Consider the following 18,940-nt stretch of genomic DNA (forward strand, 5'->3'; position numbering starts at 1 on the left):
CATAGAAAACCCATTTGGGGGTATTTCCCGCATCTGTGGGAAATACCCCCAAATTTTTATCCCTGTTTAACCGATCATGCTAAGTATGTTTCATTGGGCAGAAGAATCAGAATTAAGTTCTGCTCCTTTATGCAGGGAGCATCCTTTCTTGTGAAAGTCAATCCTTCCGGAGTCAAAGCATCCAACAAGCTCATCCACGCGCTGCCCATACGAGACACCTTGAGCTACTGAAACTTTCCCGGATTCATCAACCTCGCACGGATTGTCGGCCTCACACTTTTTACCACCTTCGTTTTTCGTATTGTGAATTCCGACGATCTCGCCATCTTTATTGAATATAGGAGAACCACTTGTTCCCGGAATAAGACCACACTTCTCACCCGAGTAACGCAAAGACTTTTCCCAGTAATAATTTCCTTCTTTAAGCACGGGGATAAACCCATTGAACCCACAAAGGTAGCTCTTTCCCCACAGTGCAGAAGGAATCGAAAGCTCATCACCTACTTCAGGGGTAGCTTTCGCAAAGTAACGCGGTTTCACCCCTCCCCTTTCGAGTTCTTCAAACGTCTTATCGAGCTCATACAAAGCAACATCCGACCTCTTCAATGTCGCATAAAGAAGCTTAGTAGTACGGACATCCATTGCATTTGTAATCTTTACGCCTCTGACAATCGTCACAAGATGAGACTCAGGAGCATTGACAACAACCTGATCCCCCGAAGGGGGATTTTCAGCACAATGAGCATTCGTCAAAAAAAGTCCCTTATCGCTCTTTTGCGACGAAGGAAACTTCACAATCGAACCAGAACACTTCATAATCCGGGCTGCACCATCGAAGGCCTCGAGCCTAGAACCCCCCTCAGCGAAAGCTAATGGCGCCCCCGCAACAGCTCCCCCCAGAAGAACCCCAACCATTGCAAACTTAGCGACCCCAAGGCCACCCTTAAGTGTGATCATCATTAAGTTCTTTTCATTAAATTTAAGAAACAAACGAGAGGCAACAGGCACAAAAGAGAGGAATTAATTAACTAAACTCCGCTCTCAACAATCGCGAAAATAGTTGAAAAAACAAGCAATTTCCGTATGCAGCAGATGTAGGCATCCTAGCCTCACCTACACGACACCTAAGAAGCCCCCTTACACGAAACGACCTGTCCCGTAGATCACAGAACAGGCCGCCTCAGCAAGCGTTAGGCTACCTAGCCCCCCACATTCAATGACCCCAAGGCCGTGCCTTCCAAGTGACCCACCACACTGTCCAACACGATCCTCACCACCTCATCGATAGCCTCATCATCCCGATCCACCAACCACGAGAACGTCACCCCATCCACCAACGACAAGATAACCCGAGCCAAAGTGCGCGTTGAAAGCTGTTCTGTCCCCTCCAGCTTCAAACCTTCGCTAATGAACCCTTCCAGCACATCCAAATACGTGGTGTAGAGAACACGTGCAACCTCACCGTCAGAACGAATCGACCACGCAGCCAACTCATAACTCAATAGCTGCCGCCCCGGCGCACGACGCATCTGCACCTTATACGCATCAAACGCTTTAAAAACCAGATCACGCATACTCAAGCCCTGGGCGTCACCCTCTTCAATAGCCGCAGCTACCGGGCCAAGAATAGGCGTCGCAAACGACTCCGCGACCCCGGAGAGCAACGCTTCCTTTGAGTTGAAGCAATAGTGCACAACACCCAGAGACACGTTGGCCCGATCGGCGATACGGCGCACGGATGCGGCGGCGAGACCCTCTTCAATAGCAAGGTCGATCGTCGCCTCGATCAACTGCTCACGTCGCTGCTCAGCTGGAACACGGGACATAGCTTTCACAATACGGCCAGCATCCGGAACAAATCCCGAGGCCGGACGATCTCTTACTCCCCTCATACTCAGCTCTTATCAAGACCGGATAAACACGTGTCGGGTTTCCGCCAAAATGCGGCAACCAGTAATCATCGCCACCACTGCCCTGATGCTGCCTCTCAAACAGAGAAACACCTGCTCAAGAGACAGCCCAGAAGCATCAGCAATAACTAGCCAAGTCACCCCACACGCGCTACAGAACTTGAAGCCAACGCACAAAGTGCTTGCACCACACGACTATTACCTAATGGCGACAGTAACTCAGAAGCTTCCTGCGCGACACGCCGTGTGATCTCCCGTGCCTCATCCAACAAAGGATGAACACGCAGCAATCCCAACGCCTCAGCCAACAGCGCATCATCACTCAAATCTGAATCCAACAGCTCAATAAGCCGCGCATCTTCAGCAGCACCACGACGACGGACAAGGATCGTAACCAGCGTATCCACCCCCTCACGCAGATCAGTACCAGGAGTTTTACCCGACTCTTCAGCATCCGAAGCAATATCGAGTAGGTCATCAGCAAGCTGGAACGCCATCCCAACTTTCTCACCGTATTGCCGCATGATTTCCACGGTTTCCGGATCAGCGCCACCAAACATCGCCCCATAAAGCGCTGCCGTAGCAATCAAAGAACCCGTCTTATCCGCAAGCACTCCCATGTAATGCTCCAACGGATCAGCACCACCAGGCTCCTGCTGCGTATCCCGGATCTGCCCCGAACACAAACGGATAAACGTCTCCGCTTGGATCTTCACTGCTTCAGGCCCCAGCTCAGCGACAATCGCCGAAGCCTTACCGAACAACAAATCACCAACAAGAATCGAAACCGTGTTACCAAACGCAACATTCGAACTCATCACACCACGACGAACCTCCGCCTCGTCCATCACATCGTCGTGATACAACGACGCCAGATGCGTCAGCTCTACCGCCGCCGCAGCAGCAACCACGTCATCTCCAGCAACTTCCTCGCCACCGAGATACGAAGCAAGAACCGTCAACATAGGCCGAAACCGTTTGCCACCAGCCTCAAAAAGGTGCGACGCCGCCCGGGAGATAAACTGCTCTTCCGAACGCACCTGCGCTGCAATGAACTTTTCGACCCTGCCCACGTCTTGCAATACGTGTTCAGACAGTTCCGCATCCACATCAAGACGGCCGAAACCGGCCTGCGGCGCGCTCATCGGATGAAAATCGATGCGCTTTCCAGCAGGCTCAAAGCCGGGCTGGGCATCACACCGAGAACAATAGTGACGAGCAATCCAAGAGCGATCGAAGCCTGCGTCAACGCCGAAGGCGCAACAACACTGACCTCATCGTTAGCGTCATCGGCGAAAAACATCAAGATGACAAATCGGAAATAAACGAACGCAGTGACAGCACTACACAACACACCGATGACCGCCAAGGTCACCCCTGGCGTACCTGCAGCACCAATAGCCGCACCAAAGGCAGCAACCTTGGCAGTAAACCCAGAAGTCAGCGGAATACCTGCAAAAGACAACAGCACAAACCCCATGCTCCCAGCAATCACAGGATGTTTGCGTCCCAAGCCAGCCCACTGAGACAAATCGGTAGCTTCCACGCCACGCACACGAACTAGCATGACCAGCCCAAACGCGGAAATCGTAGTAAAGGCATACGCGGCGAGGTAGAACATCACACCAACCACACCACGCACATCAAAGGCCAACAGACCAACCAGAATGAACCCGGCATGCGCCACCGACGAATAAGCCAGCATGCGTTTGATGTCCGACTGAGTGATCGTCAAGATCGTGCCGATCACCATCGTCAATCCTGCAACCACCCACATCACGGCTTGGAAGTTCCACCGTGCGCCCTCGAAAGCGACATACACAACGCGCATAAGCGCACCAAAAGCTGCCACCTTCACTACTGCGGACATGAAAGCCGTCACCGCAGTAGGAGCTCCCTGGTAAACATCTGCGGTCCACCACTGGAACGGCGCCGCGCCCACCTTGAACAACATGCCGCTCAACACGAGCAGAATGCCGATAACAAGAAGTGGCCCCTTACCTGCCACAGATCCCATCGCCAGTGCGATCGTGCCCAAGTTCAGGCTCCCGGCATAACCGAACAACAGCGCACTACCAAACAAGAAGAACGCCGACGCAAAAGACCCCAACAGGAAATACTTCAAGCTTGCTTCCTGCGAAAGCAAACGACGACGACGCCCCATCGAGACCAAGACGTACAGCGGCAAAGAAAACATCTCCAGCCCCACGAACAACGTGAGCAGATCACCAGCTGCGACAAAAAGCATCATCCCAGCGACGCAGAAACAAGCAAGTGGGTAGAGCTCCGTGGAAGAGCCCTCCCGAGCAGCAAGTGCTTCCTGCGGCGACCCAGGAACTGAAGAGCCTGCCTCGGTAAACGCATCTGCGGTACGCCCAGAAAAACGCTCCGTCGCAAGAACAAGCGCAAGCAAAGACGTCACCGCAATAACTAGCTGAAGTAGCCAGCCGGGGCCGTCAATCACCAAACTGCCAGCAATCGTGGGCCCCGTCATGATCGGTCGCCCGATCACAAGAAGCACGATCGCGAACAGTAACGAAGCGACCATCAAACTTGTTTGAGCAGTGTGACGGCTAGACCGGTTCATGAACGCCTCAAACAAGAGGCCAATAAAACCAGCGAGAACGATCACCGCTACCGGCATGATCGCGGCCGGATTGAAATCTGCGGCGGAGACCGTCGAGACGGCTGTGGGCATGCTCAAGAACGGCATCAGCGGTCACTCCCGATCGATGGTGCAGTAGTCGACGAGGTTGCAACACCTACAACCGACATGGTTTGGGTGACCGAAGGGTTAACAACGTCGAGAGCCACCTTGGGATAGAACCCCAGCAGCAAGAAAGCGACGATGATCGGCGCAACAACCCATTTCTCACGGACAGTGAGATCAGGGACATTTGCACGGTCGGTCGGCCGTGCGCCGGTAAAGATTCGCTGATAGGTGATAAGCACATACACCGCTGCAAGAATCAACGCCGTCGCTGCAATAACAGCAGCAATCGGGCTAGTGGCGTACGAGCCAACCAAAACCATGTACTCAGAAACGAACGATCCAAGACCAGGCAAGGCCAGCGTGCTCAACCCAGAGATAAGGAATGCTCCTGCCAAGACAGGCGTGACCCGCTGCCACCCCCCATATGCGTCTCGGTATTTGCTCCCACCTCGACTGATCAGCATTCCTGCGACCAAGAACAGCCCCGCGGTGGAGAAGCCGTGGTTAACCATGTAGAGCACCGACCCGCTACCGGCGACCGGGGTGAAAGCGAAAATGCCCAAGATGATGAAACCGAAGTGGCTGATAGAGGTGTACGCAATAAACCGCATGATGTCGTTCGACCCAATGGCCAAAACAGCCCCATACAGAATCGATATAACCGCCAGCGCAATGACGTAAGGGGCTGCTTGTTTAGAAGCCTCAGGGAACATCTGCAGACAGAAACGAATCATTCCGAATGTGCCGACCTTGTCAAGAACACCAACGAGCAGCACCGCGGTAGCAGGGCGAGATTCGGTGGAGGCTTCCGGTAGCCAGGTGTGAACCGGCCACATAGGAGCTTTGATCGCAAAAGCGATGAAGAAGCCACAGAACAGCAGCATTTCGATGCCAGGATCCAGCTTCAAACCGGTCAAAGAAGAGACCAAGAAAGCAGTATCTCCGCCGGGGCCCAGCGGGAACAACGCCAGCACCGCAACAAGCATGACCAGTCCGCCGGTTAATGAGAACAGCAAGAACTTCATTGCAGCTGCGCGGCGGCCAGGCCCACCGTAAGAACCGATGAGGAAGAACACCGGGATCAGCATGACTTCGAAAAACACGTAGAACAGCACCACATCGGTTGCTGCGAAGACGCCGACGATCATCGCCTCAAGGAACAGCATCCAGGCGAAGTAGCGATTCTGGCGTGTGCCGCCTTCGGGAACGTCGTCCCAGGCGGCGAGGATGCACACGGGGACGAGGATGGCTCCCATAACGATGAGTGCCAGAGCCATACCGTCAACGCCGAGTGCGTAGCTAATACCCCACTGTGGGATCCACGGGTGGAGTTCGGTGAGCTGGAACTGTTCAGGCGAGCTCGGGTTGAACTGCAGAGCAGCACCAACAGAAACCGTCAGTGTCACAAGAGAAACACCAAGAGCGACGATCCGGCCGGAGGGTGCGCGGCCCATGAAGGCTACGGCCAGAGCGCCGACGAGTGGGATCAATCCCAGCGTCGTCAACCAAGGAAAGGTCGTCATCAGAGCACCACCAACACAGCAGCGAGGATTGCGACGACGCCGGAAAGCATCATCAGGGCATAAGAGCGGGCGTAACCGTTCTGGAGTCGAGCGACAACGCCGGAGAGTCCAGCAAGGCCAGCGCCGATCCCGTTGGCGCCACCGGAAATGACAATCTCGTCTGTTCCGGTAGCGCCTTTGACGACTGCGTTACCAGGACCAACAAGCACGAGATCGTTCACGGAGTCTTGATAGAAGTCATTGCTGGCGATCTTGATCAGTAGGTTGCCTTCAGGTGCAGTGACCGGAACATCCTTCTTTGCGTAGTCACGCCATGCCAAGAAGACCCCCACAGCCACACAGACCAAAGTGATCCCGGTAATCACTGGAACAGGAAGGACCGGGTGGTGTTCAGCACCGTGAGCACCAACAACTGGCTCGAGCCAGTGCGGGAAACCAAAGAAAGTCAACGCCCCACCCAGGAAGACCGACCCGATAGCGAGAATCACCATGGGCACCGTCATCGTGGCCGGAGATTCGTGCGGGTGGTCATCTTTGAGCCAGCGTTTACGGCCATGGAATGTCATGAAAAACAGACGTGACATGTAAAACGCGGTAAGTCCGGCAACAAGTACCACGAGTGGGCCGATGATCCAGGGGCGGATACCTTCGCCGATGAATGCAGCTTCGATGATCTTGTCCTTGGACCAGTATCCCGACAGCAGCGGGAATCCAATGATGGCTAGCCAACCGCAGAGAAAAGTAATCCACGTGGTGCGCATCTGTCCGGCAAGTTCGCCGAAGGTGCGCATGTCGACGCGGTCGGACATGCCATGCATGACCGACCCAGCGCCCAGGAACATCCCGGCCTTAAAGAAGCCGTGGGTAATCAGATGGAAGATAGCGAAGCTGTACCCGATAGGGCCCAGACCCGCAGCAAGCATCATGTAACCGATCTGGCTCATGGTGGAAGCAGCGAGGGCTTTTTTGATGTCGTCTTTCGCGCACCCGATGATCGCCCCCATGGTGAGGGTGATCGCGCCCACGGCAATAACGAAAGTCTGTGCGGTGGGTGCGGAGTTAAAGATTGGGTGGCTTCGGACGATGAGGTAAACGCCGGCAGTGACCATCGTGGCGGCGTGGATGAGCGCCGAGACGGGGGTCGGGCCTGCCATAGCGTCACCGAGCCAGCTTTGTAGAGGGAACTGGGCCGACTTAGCGCAGGCACCTAGCAGCAGGAACAAGCCGATAGCGGTCAAGGTGCCTTCATTGGCTTTTTCCACTCCGGTGAAAACAGTGGCGAAGTCAAGGTTGCCGAAGGTAGTGAGGATGATCATCATCGCGATCACCATGCCCACGTCACCAAACCTGTTGGCGATGAAAGCTTTGTTCGCAGCGGAGGCGTAGGGCGGGTTCCAGTTCCAGAAGCCGATGAGCAAGTAAGAGGCCAGTCCTACTCCTTCCCAACCGAGGAACATGAGGGTGTAGGAGTTCGCCAACACGAGCGTAAGCATTGCCGCGACGAACAGGTTGAGGAAGGCGAAGAACTTACGTTTGTCGGGATCGTGGGCCATGTACCCAAGTGAGTAAATATGGATGAGCGATCCGACGAAGGTGATGAGCAGTACAAAGGAAATCGATAGCTGATCCACAAGCAGCCCCGCATTGAGCGAGAAGGTGCCAGCTGAGATCCAGTTCCACAGGTCTACTGAGACGGCTCGTTGTTCAGCGGGACGCCCGAGCATGTCGACTAGTAGGGCCGCTCCCAGCAGGAAGCTCGCCCAGGACAGCGCGGTTGCCAGGAGCGGGCCGAAGGAGTTGGTTACCTTGCCGCCGATGAGTAGCAAAGCAGCGCCAAGGGCGGGCAGCGCAACCAGGAGCCAAGCCCAGCCGGTGAGGCCCGCTTGAGCGGGCGTCACCGCCGTGGTGACTGCCGGTGCGATCGATATCGCAGTGTGGGATAGCACGCCGTTCGCTCCTTACAGCTTCAGCAAATTGGCGTCATCGACCGAAGCCGAACGACGGGAACGGAACATTGTCATGATGATGGCCAGCCCAACCACGACCTCCGCGGCGGCGACAGCCATGACGATCAGGGCAATGGTTTGGCCTTGGGAGGAGCCGACGCTTCGCCCGAAGGTGACAAAAGCCAAGTTCGCGGCCACCAGCATGAGTTCGATCCCCATGAACGCGATGAGTGCGTTGCGGCGGGTGAGAACGGTGACGGCGCCGATGGCGAACAAGATGCCCGCTAGGACGATGTAGTTGGTGAGGCTCATCGTTCGCTTCCTTCCTCGATCTCGTTCCCAGTGGTTTTTGCTGCCTCGACAAAACCGTCAGGGGTGTTTGTCTGGCGGCGGGCACGCAACACGCGAGATACAGACAGTTCGCTGGGTGTGCCGTCAGGCAACAACGCTGGGGTGTCGGCGGCGTTGTGCCGGGCATACACACCAGGTGCAGGGAGCCCAGCGACGTAGTGGTTGTCCTTGACTCGTTGAGCCATGAGGTCGCGTTGGTGGCGTTTGGGGACGAGGCGTTCGCGGTGGGAAAGGGTTAGAGCAGCAACACCGGCGATGGTCAAAAGCACACCGACCATCTCGAAAGCCAGCAGGTGGGTGCCGAACAGTTCGAACGCTAGGGTGGTCACTCCGCCCAGGTCGCCGGTTGGTTCGGCCATGGGCAAAGCGGTTCCCGCGATGGGGCCGCAGATGAGCACTGCGAGGGCGATGCCTAGCCCCAGGGCGATCCAGCGGTGGCCGCGCAGCGTTTCGGTCAGGGTTTCGGAGGCATCAACACCAACGATCATGATGACGAAGATGAACAGCATCATCACGGCACCGGTGTACACGAACACCTGCACCATGCCGAGGAAGTCGGCGCGTTGGGCGAGGAAGAGCACGCCCATGAGGATCATGGTGAACGCCATAGAGAGGGCGGCGTAGACCGCTCTCTTAGAGAAGATCAGCCCTAGTGCGCTGATAACCATGAGCGGTGCCACGATCCAGAAAAGGACTGCTTCGCCGACGCTGGTCATGCCCGTCCCTCCTTGAAGTGGGCCAGGGGCCGGGTGACGGACTCAGCGGTGCGGCGGGGAGTGAAATCTCCGCGCTGTTCGCGTAGTTCGTGCACAGCCTCGCCGTTCTCCTCAGCCCAACGCTGTTGTCCGGGAGTTGCTTGGGTGACGCGGCCGCGGAAGTAGTCGCGTTCTTCCATGCCTTCAGCCATGGGGTGCGGCGCTGTGAGCATGCCTTCTTGCAAAGGTGCGAGGAGGTCTTGTTTTTCGTAGATGAGGTCTTCGCGGTTGCTGTCAGCGAGCTCGTAATAGGTCGTCATGGTCAACGCGCGGGTGGGGCAAGCCTCGATGCACAGTCCGCACAGGATGCAGCGAAGATAGTTGATTTGGTAAGTGCGGCCGTAACGCTCTCCTGGTGAGAACCGTCCGGTGCCACCTTCTTCCAAGGGGGTGTCATCGTTATCCGCACCCTCGACGAAAATCGCGTCTGCGGGACAGGCCCAAGCGCACAGTTCACAGCCGACGCATTTCTCGAGTCCGTCAGGGTGACGGTTGAGCTGATGACGGCCGTGCCACCGAGGCGGCATCGTGTTTTTCACTTCGGGGTACTCCACGGTGTCCCGTTTGTGGAACATCGTTTTGAAGGAGACGCCGAAGCCAGCTACGGGTGCGAACAGGTCAGCGAGGAGACTTTTTCTTTCCTGCTCGTCTCGTTCGGGGCCCCGGTATGGGGCGACGTCGCCTGATCCGCGGGGGCGGGGGTGCTGTCGGCCACGGTCATGCCTCCTGTCGAGGATTGTCGGAGGGTGTTTCAGTGCCGCGGGTGCCAGCGGTGAGGCTGGGGTCCGGGGTGCTGGTACGAGCGGGTTCGCGTAGTCGCTGTCCAGGCAGCGGCGGGACGGGGTATCCACCAGCGAAGGGGTCGATCTCAGCCGGTGGGGTTTGGCGTTGGGTTTGTTCGGCTCGTCTGACGTCCCACATCCAGGCAGCGCCTAGTGCCAACACCGCAACGGCCGCTACCACCACTGTGGTGGCGAGCATGGTGTTCTCGCCGAGGAAGTTGCGCTGGGCAGCGCGCAAGAACGCCACTGCAAGGACCCACAGGATGGTGGCAGGGATAAGGATCTTCCACCCGAAGGTCATGAATTGGTCATACCGGACGCGGGGCAGGGAACCACGCAGCCAGAAGAAGTAGAAGATGAAGAGCCAAATTTTGATGGTGAACCAGAGCACTCCCCACCAGCCGGTGTTGAAGTAGCCGTCACCAATCGCAGCGATTCCAGGAGGTGCCGCTGGCCCGCCGAGGAACAAGGTAGTGGCCAGGCCTGCGGCAGTAAACATGTTGACGTACTCGCCCAGGAAGAACATCCCGAATCCCATGCCGGCGTATTCGGTGTGGTAGCCACCGACGAGTTCACCTTCACCTTCAGCAAGGTCGAAGGGAAGACGGTTCGTTTCGCCAACCATCGTGATCGAGTACACGACGAACGAGAAGATCGCCGGGATGATGAACCAGACGTTCTGCTGCGCCGCCACGATGGATGAAGTCGACATTGACCCTGCGTAGAGGAACACGGCAATGAGAGACAATCCCATCGCGATCTCGTAGGAGACGACCTGGGCTGTGGAGCGGATACCACCCAGCAGGGGGTATGGGGAGCCAGAGCTCCACCCCGCTAGCACGAATGCGTAGGCGGAGATGCCTGCAGCGGCCAGGACAAGCAGGGAGGAAACCGCCGAGTCGGTCAGTTGTAGCGGTGTGGTGAATCCGAAGACCTCGACAGTGCCACCAATCGGGATCACGGAGAACGCTATGAAGCAGCAGGATCCGGCGATGATGGGGGCGAGGTAGTAGGTCTTTTTGTCGGCGGCTGCGGGAACGATGGTTTCTTTCCACACAAGTTTGAAACCGTCGGCGAGGGTTTGCAGCACTCCCAGCGGCCCGAACCTGTTGGGGCCGGGGCGTTGCTGCATGAAACCCAGAACACGTCGCTCGGCCCAGATCACAACGACAACTTGCAGCAACAAGTAGACGAAGATCATCAAAGCTTTGATGAACGACATCCACAAGGGGGTGTCGCTGAAGTCAGCCACGGGCTGTTCGAGCGCGTGCAGCGCACCGGCCTGGAGCGCGAGACCGGGCATGGAGGTCATGCCACACCTTCCTTTCCGGCTGTGGCCGGTGTGGGCTCAACGGATTTGGGTTCGCCGGCGGCCAGGTGGACTACGTCTCCTGCGCTGGCGCCGAGCATGGTGTGGACTTGGGATCCGCCAGAGTTAGCGGGAACCCAGACCACGTTGTCGACCATGTCAGTGACAATGAGAGGTAGTTCGATGGAGCCGGTGTCGGTGGAGATTGTGATGTAGTCGCCGTCAGTGACTCCGATGGTGCTGGCGGTTCCTGCCGATAGTCGGGCGACGGTGTCGCGCGCGGTGTCGGCGAGGAAAGGATCGCCGTCCTGCATACGACCAAGGTCAAGCAGTTGTCGCCAGGTCGCGAGGATGGCGTCGCCAGCAGGGATGCGGTTCAGGCCGATGGGTGCCACAGCGGGGAATGGTGCGCGGGGTCCGCTCCACGGGTCGAACTCAGCTAGCTCGTTGCGGACCAGCTCGAGAGTAGCGGTGCCGATTTCGTGGCCCATTTCGGTGGCGAGCATGTCTAGTACCCGGTGGTCTGCCATGTGTCGGCTGCTCAGGGATGCCTGTGTTTGACGCGGGCGTCCTTCCCAGTTGACGAAGGTGCCGTTGCGTTCTGCGATAGCCGAGACAGGGAAAACCACGTCAGCAAGGTCGGTGACGTCGCTGCGGCGGATCTCCAGCGAGACGACGAAGGCACGTTCCATGGCGGTACGAGCCACATCGGCCTCTGGCAGATCAGCCAGCTCGACCCCACCAACAAGTAGAGCATCAAGTTCACCGTGAGCGGCAGCGCGGAGAATCTCTGCGGTTGAGCGTCCAGGATTGGTTGGCAGTTTCGTGATCTGCCAAACGTTCTGAACAAAGGAGCGGGCGATGTTCTCCAAGATGGGGCGGCCACCTGGAAGCACAGAACCCAACGCTCCAGCTTCGAGTGCGCTGCGTTCTCCGGAACGGCGTGGAATCCAGGCCAGGCGGGCTCCGGTCTTGTCGGCGAAAGCACGCACTGTCGATAGCGCGCCGGTCACGCCTGCGAGGCGTTCACCGACAAGGATGATCGCATCCTCGCTCATAATATCGGCGTATTTACCCAGTTCAGGGTGCCCGGTGCGCATCGCCTCAATTACCTCAGCCTCAGTGCCGGGGGCTGCCTCGATGAGTGTGCCGAACATCTTTTCAAGGCCGCGTGAAGCGAAAGGCGCGATCGAGTAGACCTTGAGGCCTTTCTTGCGGGCCGCTTTACGCAGTCGCAGGAAAACCATGGGGCATTCGTCTTCTGGTTCAAGACCAACCAGCAGCACTGAGGTGGCTTTTTCCAGGTCGGTGTAGGTGACGGCACCTTCGGCTGGGCCGCGACCGGCGATGCTGGAAGCTAGGAAATTGCTTTCCTCCTCGCAGGTCTGCCTGGCCCGGAAGTCGATGTCATTGGTGCCAGCCACCACTCGCGCGAATTTCCCGTATGCGTAGGCATCTTCACGGGTGAGGCGACCACCGGGCAGGATCCCAGCGCCACTGCGTCCAAGCGCAGCAGACAACCCATCGGCTGCCACAGCCAGCGCTTCAGGCCAGCTCGCTTCACGCAACTGTCCAGAAGCATCACGAACCAGTGGGTAGTCGATGCGGTCTGAAGCAGCGCCGTACTGGAATGCCCAGCGTCCCTTGTCGCAGTTCCATTCCTCATTGACCGCCGGATCATTTGCTGCCATGCGACGCAACACCACACCTCGGCGGTGGTCGGTGCGCTGCGCACAGCCAGCTGCGCAGTGCTCACATGTGCTCGGCGTAGACACCAGGTCAAACGGCCGTGACCGGAACCGGTACATGGCACCTGTCAAAGCACCTACCGGGCAGATCTGCACCGTGTTGCCGGAGAAGTACGACTGGAACGGCTGATCCTGAAAGATACCGATCTGTTGCTGCGCGCCTCGCTCAACCAGAGCGATGAACGGGTCACCGGCGATCTGGTCAGAAAAACGCGTACAGCGTTGGCACAGCACGCACCGTTCTCGGTCCAGCAGCACCTGTGCAGAGATGCCGACGGGTTTGGAGTAGGTGCGTTTGATGTCGGTGAACCGGGAAACAGGCCGTCCGGTGGACATTGCTTGGTTCTGCAGCGGGCACTCCCCGCCCTTATCACAGACTGGGCAATCCAGCGGGTGGTTGATGAGCAGGAACTCCATCACACCTTCCTGCGCTTTTTTGGCTACAGGGGAGGTCAGCTGGGTTTGGACTTCCATGCCCTCCATCACCGTCATGGTGCAGGCGGCTTGGGGTTTAGGCATTTTGCGGACTTCGCCATCGCGGCCTGGCATGGCCACGTCAACGAGGCACTGACGGCAGGCACCGGCAGGGTCAAGCAGTGGGTGGTCGCAGAACCGTGGGATCTCAATCCCGACTTGTTCGGCTGCACGAATAATCAGGGACCCCTTGGGGACGCTCACCTCGACGCCGTCAATTGTCACAGTGACGTTCTCGACGCCTGCAGTGTTCTGGGCTGTCATGAGGACATGCCCTCCTTCACGAACAGAACGGATCGCTGCGGCGGGAATGAGACGTCAACCGGGGTGGTCATGGCCATCTCGAACTCGTCGCGGAAGTGTTTGATGCCGGACAGAACCGGTGTGGCGGCAGCGTCGCCGAGAGCGCAGAAAGAACGGCCAGCGATGTTGCTCGCGATGTCTTCGAGCTTTTCGATGTCGCCGGGCTGCCCTTGTCCTTTCTCCAGGCGCGTCATGATCTGTTGCAGCCAGTACGTGCCTTCACGGCAGGGGGTGCATTTGCCGCATGACTCGTGGGCGTAAAAATCGATCCAACGGGAGACCGCTTTGACTACCGAAACAGTCTCGTCGAATACCTGCAATGCACGGGTACCCAGCATGGATCCGGCGGCCGAGACCTGTTCATAATCCAGCGGCACGTCGAGGTGCTCGGGAGTGAACAGTGGTGTCGAGGAACCACCAGGAGTCCAGAACTTCAGCTCGTGACCGGCACGGACCCCACCTGCCATGGTGAGTAGTTCCCGCATGGTGATGCCATACGGTGCTTCGAACTGACCTGGCCTGGTGACGTGGCCAGAGAGGCTGAAGATGCCAACACCTTTGCTTTTCTCTGTACCGAACTTGGCGAACCAGTCCGCTCCATGCAGGAAAATCGGCGCCACTTGGCTGATGGTCTCCACGTTGTTGACCACGGTGGGGCGGCTGTACAAACCAGCAACAGCAGGGAACGGGGGCTTGAGACGGGGTTGTCCGCGGCGCCCTTCCAAGGAATCCAACAGCGCTGTTTCTTCGCCACAGATGTAAGCACCGGCACCGGCGTGCACAGTGATGTCGAGGTCGAAACCGCTGCCCATGATGTTTTTGCCCAGCAGCCCGGCTGTGTATGCCTCTTGCACAGCATTCATCAGGCGCCGGTAAACGTGCACGACCTCGCCGCGCAAGTAGATAAACGCGTGGTGGCAGTTAATGGCGTAAGAGGTGATTGCCATACCTTCCACGAGCACGTGGGGGGTGGCCATCATGAGCGGCACGTCTTTACAAGTACCTGGCTCGGACTCGTCCGCATTGACCACGAGGTAGCGGGGGCCGCCGTCATCCGGAGGCAGGAATCCCCATTTCATACCTGTGGGGAACCCCGCTCCCCCACGGCCACGTAGACCGGAATCTTTCGCCTGTTGAACGAGGTCTTCACAGCTAAGCGCGAGGGCTTTACGCAGCCCCTCATATCCCTCATGTCGCTGGTATGTTTCCAGCGTCCACGACTGTGGTTCGTCCCAGTACCGCGAGAGGACGGGGATGAGTTGTGTACTCATGCCTGTCCTTCCTTAGAGCTGGTTGTGTCTGCCCAGCCGTGTTCCTTGGCGTATTTCAGGCCGCGTAGCGAGTTCTCTCCGGCGCCGACTCCTTCATCAGCACGCCCATCTGGGAATCCTGCCAAAACGCGGGACACTTCTTTGAAGGAACACACCTTTGCGGCGCCGCGAGTGGGGCGGATTTCTTTACCGGCGCGCATGTCATCAACCATGGCCACGGCCGATTCGGGCGTTTGTGCATCCATGAACTCCCAGTTCGCCATCACCACGGGGGCGTAGTCGCAGGCCGCGTTGCATTCGACTCGTTCAAGAGTGATGCGTCCATCTTCGGTGGTTTCGTCGTGGCCGATGCCCAAATGCTCAGAAACGCGATCGAAGATGGCGTCTCCGCCCATCACAGCGCATAGCGTGTTGGTGCAGACACCGACGGTGTATTCGCCGTTGGGGTGGCGTTTGTACTGTGAGTAGAAGGTGGCCACGCCGCTGACTTCGGCGGGGGTGAGTTCGGTCATCTCGGCCGCGAACCGGATCCCCTCGGGTGAAACGTATCCGTCGACGCTTTGCACCAGGTGCAGCAGCGGCAGGAGCGCGGATCGTTTACTCGGGTAACGGCCAAGGATTTGCGCTGCATCGGCGCGCAACCCAGCGAGGGTGTCCTCACTCCAGCTTGCGTCGTCCGTTGCAGGTTGGGTGCCGTAGTTCGGCTGGTCCCAGTTTTTACTCATCGGTCCACTCCTCCCAGCACCGGGTCAATGGAGGCCAGCGCCACAACGGCGTCCGCCAGGTATCCGCCCTCGATCATCACCGCGGCGGCTTGCAGGTTGTGGAAGGCCGGGTCTCGGAAGTGAGCCCGGTAGGGGCGGGTTCCTCCGTCGGAGGCCAGGTAGGCGCCGAGTTCGCCCTTGGGAGACTCGACGGGCCGGTAGGCCTGACCTGCGGGCACTCGGAACCCTTCGGTGACGATCTTGAAGTGGTGAATGAGCGACTCCATCGATTCGCCCATGATTTCGCGGATGTGTTCCAGGCTGTTGCCTTGCCCGTCAGTGCCAACAGACAGTTGTGCAGGCCACGCGATTTTTTTATCGGCGATCATGACTGGCTGGCCTTCGGTGGCGCGTAGCCGGTCGATGCATTGGCGCAGAATCTTGATGGATTCTTTGATTTCGTTCAGTCGTACGCGCAGTCGACCGTATGCGTCAGCGGTGTCCCATACGCAGATGTCGAAGTCGTAGTTCTCGTAACCGCAGTACGGGTCAGCGCGGCGCAGGTCCAGGGGGTATCCAGCCGAGCGCAGGATGGGGCCAGTGACGCCCAATGCCATACATCCGGCTAGGTCGAGAACGCCGACGTTTTCGTAACGCCCCTTGAGGATGGGGTTTTCCAGGGTGAGGTCTTCGAGCTCTTTCTCTGCGCGGATCAGCTCTGGCAGTTCACGTTCAAGGAGAGCCTGCCAGTTGCTGGGGAGGTCTTGAGCCACACCACCGGGACGGATGTAGCCGTTGTTCATACGCAGACCAGTGATGGCTTCGATGACGCGCAGGCATGCTTCACGGCCACGGAAACCAATTTCCATGACCGTTGTGGCACCCAGCTCTAGCCCACCGGTGGCCACAGCAACAAAGTGTGAACTGATCCGGGTGAGTTCCATCATCATCACGCGGATGTCGCTGGCGCGGGTGGTGATTTGGTCTTCGATCCCCAGAAGCCGCTCAGTGCCCAGGCAATATGTCGTCTCCTGGAACAACGGGGTCAGATAGTCCATGCGGGTGCATAGCGTCACGCCCTGTGTCCAGGTGCGGAACTCCATTGTTTTTTCGATACCGGTGTGCAGGTATCCGATCCCAACGCGGGCTTCGGTGACTGTTTCGCCATCAAGTTCGAGGATCAGGCGCAGCACGCCGTGAGTCGAGGGATGCTGCGGGCCCATGTTGACAACGATGCGTTCGTCGCTGTGTTCCATGGCCTCTTGGGTGAGCTGGTCCCAGTCACCCCCGACTGCGTTGATGAGGTAACCGTCAGCGTTATCGGACGCTGCACCTGAAGCGCGCACATCACCGTGCATGACGTCAGCGTTTTCACTCGTGTTGGTGGTCATCAGTTGTACGACCTCCGCTGGTCTGGGGGTGGTGTGGTTGCGCCTTTGTACTCGACAGGGATTCCCCCCAACGGGTAGTCCTTCCGCTGGGGGTGCCCCGGCCAGTCGTCGGGCATAAGGATGCGGGTCAAAGCCGGGTGACCATCGAAGATGATCCCGAAGAAGTCCCAGGTTTCGCGCTCGTGCCAGGTGTTGGCGGGGTACACCTCGACGATGGAGGGAATGTGGGGGTCGTTGTCGGGGCAGGTCACTTCAACCCGGATGCGGCGGCATCCATGCGTGATGGAGGTGAAGTGGGTGACGGTGTGCAGTTCACGTCCCGTCTCTTGCGGGAAGTGGACACCGTTGACTCCACCGCACAGTTCAAACCGCAGCTCGGGAAAGTCACGTAGTTGCCGGGCCACGGCGAGCAGGTGCTCGCGGCGCACCATCACGGTCATTTCGCCGCGGTCGATCACAACCGCTTCGATTGCTTCCTCATACGAGGGTCCACCTGCTTGACGCAGTGCCTCAGCGAGCGCGTCGGCGACGGTGTCGAACCAGCCGCCGTATGGCCGAGGTGAGGGACCGGGGAACAGTTTCGGTGTGATGAGGCCGCCGTACCCGGAGGTGTCACCGGTGCTGGCGTGGAACATGCCCTGCCGTTGGCCTCGCTTGACGGGGCCGTATTGGTCTTCGGTGCGGGTGGGGAGGTTTTCCTCGTCGGTGAGAGCACCGTGGGGGGTGTTCTCCGTCATGCCAACAGCCCCTTACGTTCGGATAGTGGTGTGGCTGCCATTGCTTCTCCTTCGATACGGCGAGCCAGTTCGCGTTTAGTCGCTGGGGAGAAGTGCGGGGTACGCAGGCTCTGCGCGTGCAGTTTGAGGATCGCGTCGAAGAGCATCTCGGGTCGAGGTGGGCATCCTGGTAGGTAGATGTCGACCGGGACGATGTGGTCCACGCCTTGCACAATCGCGTAGTTGTTGAACATGCCCCCGGAGCTGGCGCACACACCCATGGAGATGCACCATTTCGGCTCGGGCATCTGGTCCCATACCTGGCGGACGATAGGCGCGAATTTTTGGCTCACGCGACCAGCGACGATCATCACGTCAGCCTGTCGTGGTGTGGCGCCGAAGCGCTCCATCCCGTAGCGAGCGATGTCGTAGTCCGGGGCGCCAGCCATCATCATTTCGATAGCGCAACAAGCCAAACCGAACGTGGCAGGCCACATTGAGTGCTTCAGCAGGAAGCCACCGATTTGGTCCAGCTTGCCGATCTGTACGCCCGCAGGCAGCTTCGAATCGGCCCATGCCCGGTAGGGCGTCATTCCATCAGTTTTAGCCATATCAGTCCCACTCCAGTCCGCCGCGGCGCCAGATGAATACGTAGGTGATGAGAATCGATGCCACGAAAACCACGATCTCGATGAGGGCGAACAGCCCTAACTGGTCAAAGGCGACCACGAACGGGAACATGAACAGCACCTCGACGTCGAAGATGATGAACAGCATCGCCGTTGTGTAGAACTTCACCGGCACACGCCCACCCTGCTCTGCGTGCGGTGACGGTTGAATACCGCATTCGTATGACTGCAGTTTTGCTGCGTTGTACCGCTTGGGTCCTAAAAGCTGGAACCCAAACACGGAAAAAGCCGCGAACGCGATACCGAGGAAAAAGAAGAACAGGATCGGCACATAAGGGTTCATGGCGTGCCATCCCCTCTCTGATCATGGTGGGGCGAGTGTTTTCAACGGCGGGACCCGTACCAGTGGGTGACG

Annotated in this window: 17 protein-coding genes; all 17 read right to left on the reverse strand. The window is 58.2% G+C overall.

What is annotated here, in order from left to right; translation table 11 throughout:
• Positions 1–90: 90 nt before the first annotated feature.
• On the reverse strand, positions 91–1,008 hold the full coding sequence (locus DXZ77_RS06915; protein WP_147279213.1) for a S1 family peptidase: 918 nt from the start codon (positions 1,006–1,008) through the stop codon (positions 91–93).
• A 191-nt stretch (positions 1,009–1,199) separates the two neighbouring features.
• A complete protein-coding gene (locus DXZ77_RS06920; RefSeq protein ID WP_051277375.1) occupies positions 1,200–1,826 on the reverse strand; it encodes a TetR/AcrR family transcriptional regulator in 627 nt (208 codons plus the stop codon).
• Between the two features lie 221 nt (positions 1,827–2,047).
• Complete coding sequence (locus DXZ77_RS06925; protein WP_115030955.1) at positions 2,048–3,055, reverse strand: polyprenyl synthetase family protein; 1,008 nt, start codon at positions 3,053–3,055, stop codon at positions 2,048–2,050.
• A complete protein-coding gene (nuoN, locus tag DXZ77_RS06930; RefSeq protein ID WP_258553184.1) occupies positions 3,052–4,623 on the reverse strand; it encodes an NADH-quinone oxidoreductase subunit NuoN in 1,572 nt (523 codons plus the stop codon). The genes DXZ77_RS06925 and nuoN overlap by 4 nt, the downstream gene beginning before the upstream one ends.
• Complete coding sequence (locus tag DXZ77_RS06935) at positions 4,623–6,146, reverse strand: NADH-quinone oxidoreductase subunit M (protein WP_115030957.1); 1,524 nt, start codon at positions 6,144–6,146, stop codon at positions 4,623–4,625. Before DXZ77_RS06935 ends, nuoN begins: the two co-directional genes overlap by 1 nt.
• Entirely contained in the window at positions 6,146–8,092 is a 1,947-nt protein-coding gene (gene nuoL, locus DXZ77_RS06940) for an NADH-quinone oxidoreductase subunit L (RefSeq protein ID WP_115030959.1), read from the reverse strand. Before nuoL ends, DXZ77_RS06935 begins: the two co-directional genes overlap by 1 nt.
• Positions 8,093–8,104: 12 nt before the next feature.
• Positions 8,105–8,404: an NADH-quinone oxidoreductase subunit NuoK gene (gene nuoK / locus DXZ77_RS06945; RefSeq protein WP_028326591.1), complete on the reverse strand. Its 300-nt coding sequence runs from the start codon at positions 8,402–8,404 to the stop codon at positions 8,105–8,107.
• Complete coding sequence (locus tag DXZ77_RS06950) at positions 8,401–9,159, reverse strand: NADH-quinone oxidoreductase subunit J (protein ID WP_028326592.1); 759 nt, start codon at positions 9,157–9,159, stop codon at positions 8,401–8,403. Before DXZ77_RS06950 ends, nuoK begins: the two co-directional genes overlap by 4 nt.
• Positions 9,156–9,815 (reverse strand): NADH-quinone oxidoreductase subunit NuoI, encoded by a 660-nt coding sequence (nuoI, locus tag DXZ77_RS06955; protein ID WP_371667509.1) that lies wholly within the window; start codon positions 9,813–9,815, stop codon positions 9,156–9,158. Before nuoI ends, DXZ77_RS06950 begins: the two co-directional genes overlap by 4 nt.
• 100 nt (positions 9,816–9,915) lie before the next feature.
• Complete coding sequence (gene nuoH, locus DXZ77_RS06960; RefSeq protein ID WP_115032710.1) at positions 9,916–11,283, reverse strand: NADH-quinone oxidoreductase subunit NuoH; 1,368 nt, start codon at positions 11,281–11,283, stop codon at positions 9,916–9,918.
• 5 nt (positions 11,284–11,288) lie between these two features.
• Positions 11,289–13,775, reverse strand: coding sequence for an NADH-quinone oxidoreductase subunit G (locus tag DXZ77_RS06965; protein WP_115030961.1), 2,487 nt, complete (start codon positions 13,773–13,775; stop codon positions 11,289–11,291).
• Entirely contained in the window at positions 13,772–15,085 is a 1,314-nt protein-coding gene (nuoF, locus tag DXZ77_RS06970; protein WP_115030963.1) for an NADH-quinone oxidoreductase subunit NuoF, read from the reverse strand. The genes DXZ77_RS06965 and nuoF overlap by 4 nt, the downstream gene beginning before the upstream one ends.
• Entirely contained in the window at positions 15,082–15,810 is a 729-nt protein-coding gene (nuoE, locus tag DXZ77_RS06975) for an NADH-quinone oxidoreductase subunit NuoE (RefSeq protein WP_051277174.1), read from the reverse strand. Before nuoE ends, nuoF begins: the two co-directional genes overlap by 4 nt.
• Positions 15,807–17,180, reverse strand: a complete 1,374-nt coding sequence (locus DXZ77_RS06980) for an NADH-quinone oxidoreductase subunit D (protein WP_115030965.1) — start codon at positions 17,178–17,180, stop codon at positions 15,807–15,809. The genes nuoE and DXZ77_RS06980 overlap by 4 nt, the downstream gene beginning before the upstream one ends.
• Positions 17,180–17,917 (reverse strand): NADH-quinone oxidoreductase subunit C, encoded by a 738-nt coding sequence (locus DXZ77_RS06985; protein ID WP_115030967.1) that lies wholly within the window; start codon positions 17,915–17,917, stop codon positions 17,180–17,182. The genes DXZ77_RS06980 and DXZ77_RS06985 overlap by 1 nt, the downstream gene beginning before the upstream one ends.
• Positions 17,914–18,489 carry an NADH-quinone oxidoreductase subunit B gene (locus DXZ77_RS06990; RefSeq protein WP_115032711.1) on the reverse strand — a complete coding sequence of 192 codons (576 nt, stop codon included), beginning with the start codon at positions 18,487–18,489 and terminating at the stop codon, positions 17,914–17,916. Before DXZ77_RS06990 ends, DXZ77_RS06985 begins: the two co-directional genes overlap by 4 nt.
• A 19-nt stretch (positions 18,490–18,508) precedes the next feature.
• The gene (locus DXZ77_RS06995) at positions 18,509–18,868 is read right to left on the reverse strand and encodes an NADH-quinone oxidoreductase subunit A (protein WP_115030969.1); all 360 of its coding nucleotides are present in this window, start codon (positions 18,866–18,868) and stop codon (positions 18,509–18,511) included.
• Positions 18,869–18,940 lie beyond the last annotated feature (72 nt).

The organism is Dermatophilus congolensis, assembly GCF_900447215.1.
GTDB lineage: Bacteria > Actinomycetota > Actinomycetes > Actinomycetales > Dermatophilaceae > Dermatophilus > Dermatophilus congolensis_A.

Coding starts and splice junctions, on each gene's coding strand:
- DXZ77_RS06920 (WP_051277375.1), bottom strand. CDS start 1,826: ATGTCCCGTGTTCCAGCTGAGCAGCGACGTGAGCAGTTGATCGAGGCG.
- DXZ77_RS06925 (WP_115030955.1), bottom strand. CDS start 3,055: ATGAGCGCGCCGCAGGCCGGTTTCGGCCGTCTTGATGTGGATGCGGAA.
- nuoN (WP_258553184.1), bottom strand. CDS start 4,623: ATGCCGTTCTTGAGCATGCCCACAGCCGTCTCGACGGTCTCCGCCGCA.
- DXZ77_RS06935 (WP_115030957.1), bottom strand. CDS start 6,146: ATGACGACCTTTCCTTGGTTGACGACGCTGGGATTGATCCCACTCGTC.
- nuoK (WP_028326591.1), bottom strand. CDS start 8,404: ATGAGCCTCACCAACTACATCGTCCTAGCGGGCATCTTGTTCGCCATC.
- DXZ77_RS06950 (WP_028326592.1), bottom strand. CDS start 9,159: ATGACCAGCGTCGGCGAAGCAGTCCTTTTCTGGATCGTGGCACCGCTC.
- nuoH (WP_115032710.1), bottom strand. CDS start 11,283: ATGCCCGGTCTCGCGCTCCAGGCCGGTGCGCTGCACGCGCTCGAACAG.
- DXZ77_RS06965 (WP_115030961.1), bottom strand. CDS start 13,775: ATGACAGCCCAGAACACTGCAGGCGTCGAGAACGTCACTGTGACAATT.
- nuoF (WP_115030963.1), bottom strand. CDS start 15,085: ATGAGTACACAACTCATCCCCGTCCTCTCGCGGTACTGGGACGAACCA.
- nuoE (WP_051277174.1), bottom strand. CDS start 15,810: ATGAGTAAAAACTGGGACCAGCCGAACTACGGCACCCAACCTGCAACG.
- DXZ77_RS06980 (WP_115030965.1), bottom strand. CDS start 17,180: ATGACCACCAACACGAGTGAAAACGCTGACGTCATGCACGGTGATGTG.
- DXZ77_RS06985 (WP_115030967.1), bottom strand. CDS start 17,917: ATGACGGAGAACACCCCCCACGGTGCTCTCACCGACGAGGAAAACCTC.
- DXZ77_RS06990 (WP_115032711.1), bottom strand. CDS start 18,489: ATGACGCCCTACCGGGCATGGGCCGATTCGAAGCTGCCTGCGGGCGTA.
- DXZ77_RS06995 (WP_115030969.1), bottom strand. CDS start 18,868: ATGAACCCTTATGTGCCGATCCTGTTCTTCTTTTTCCTCGGTATCGCG.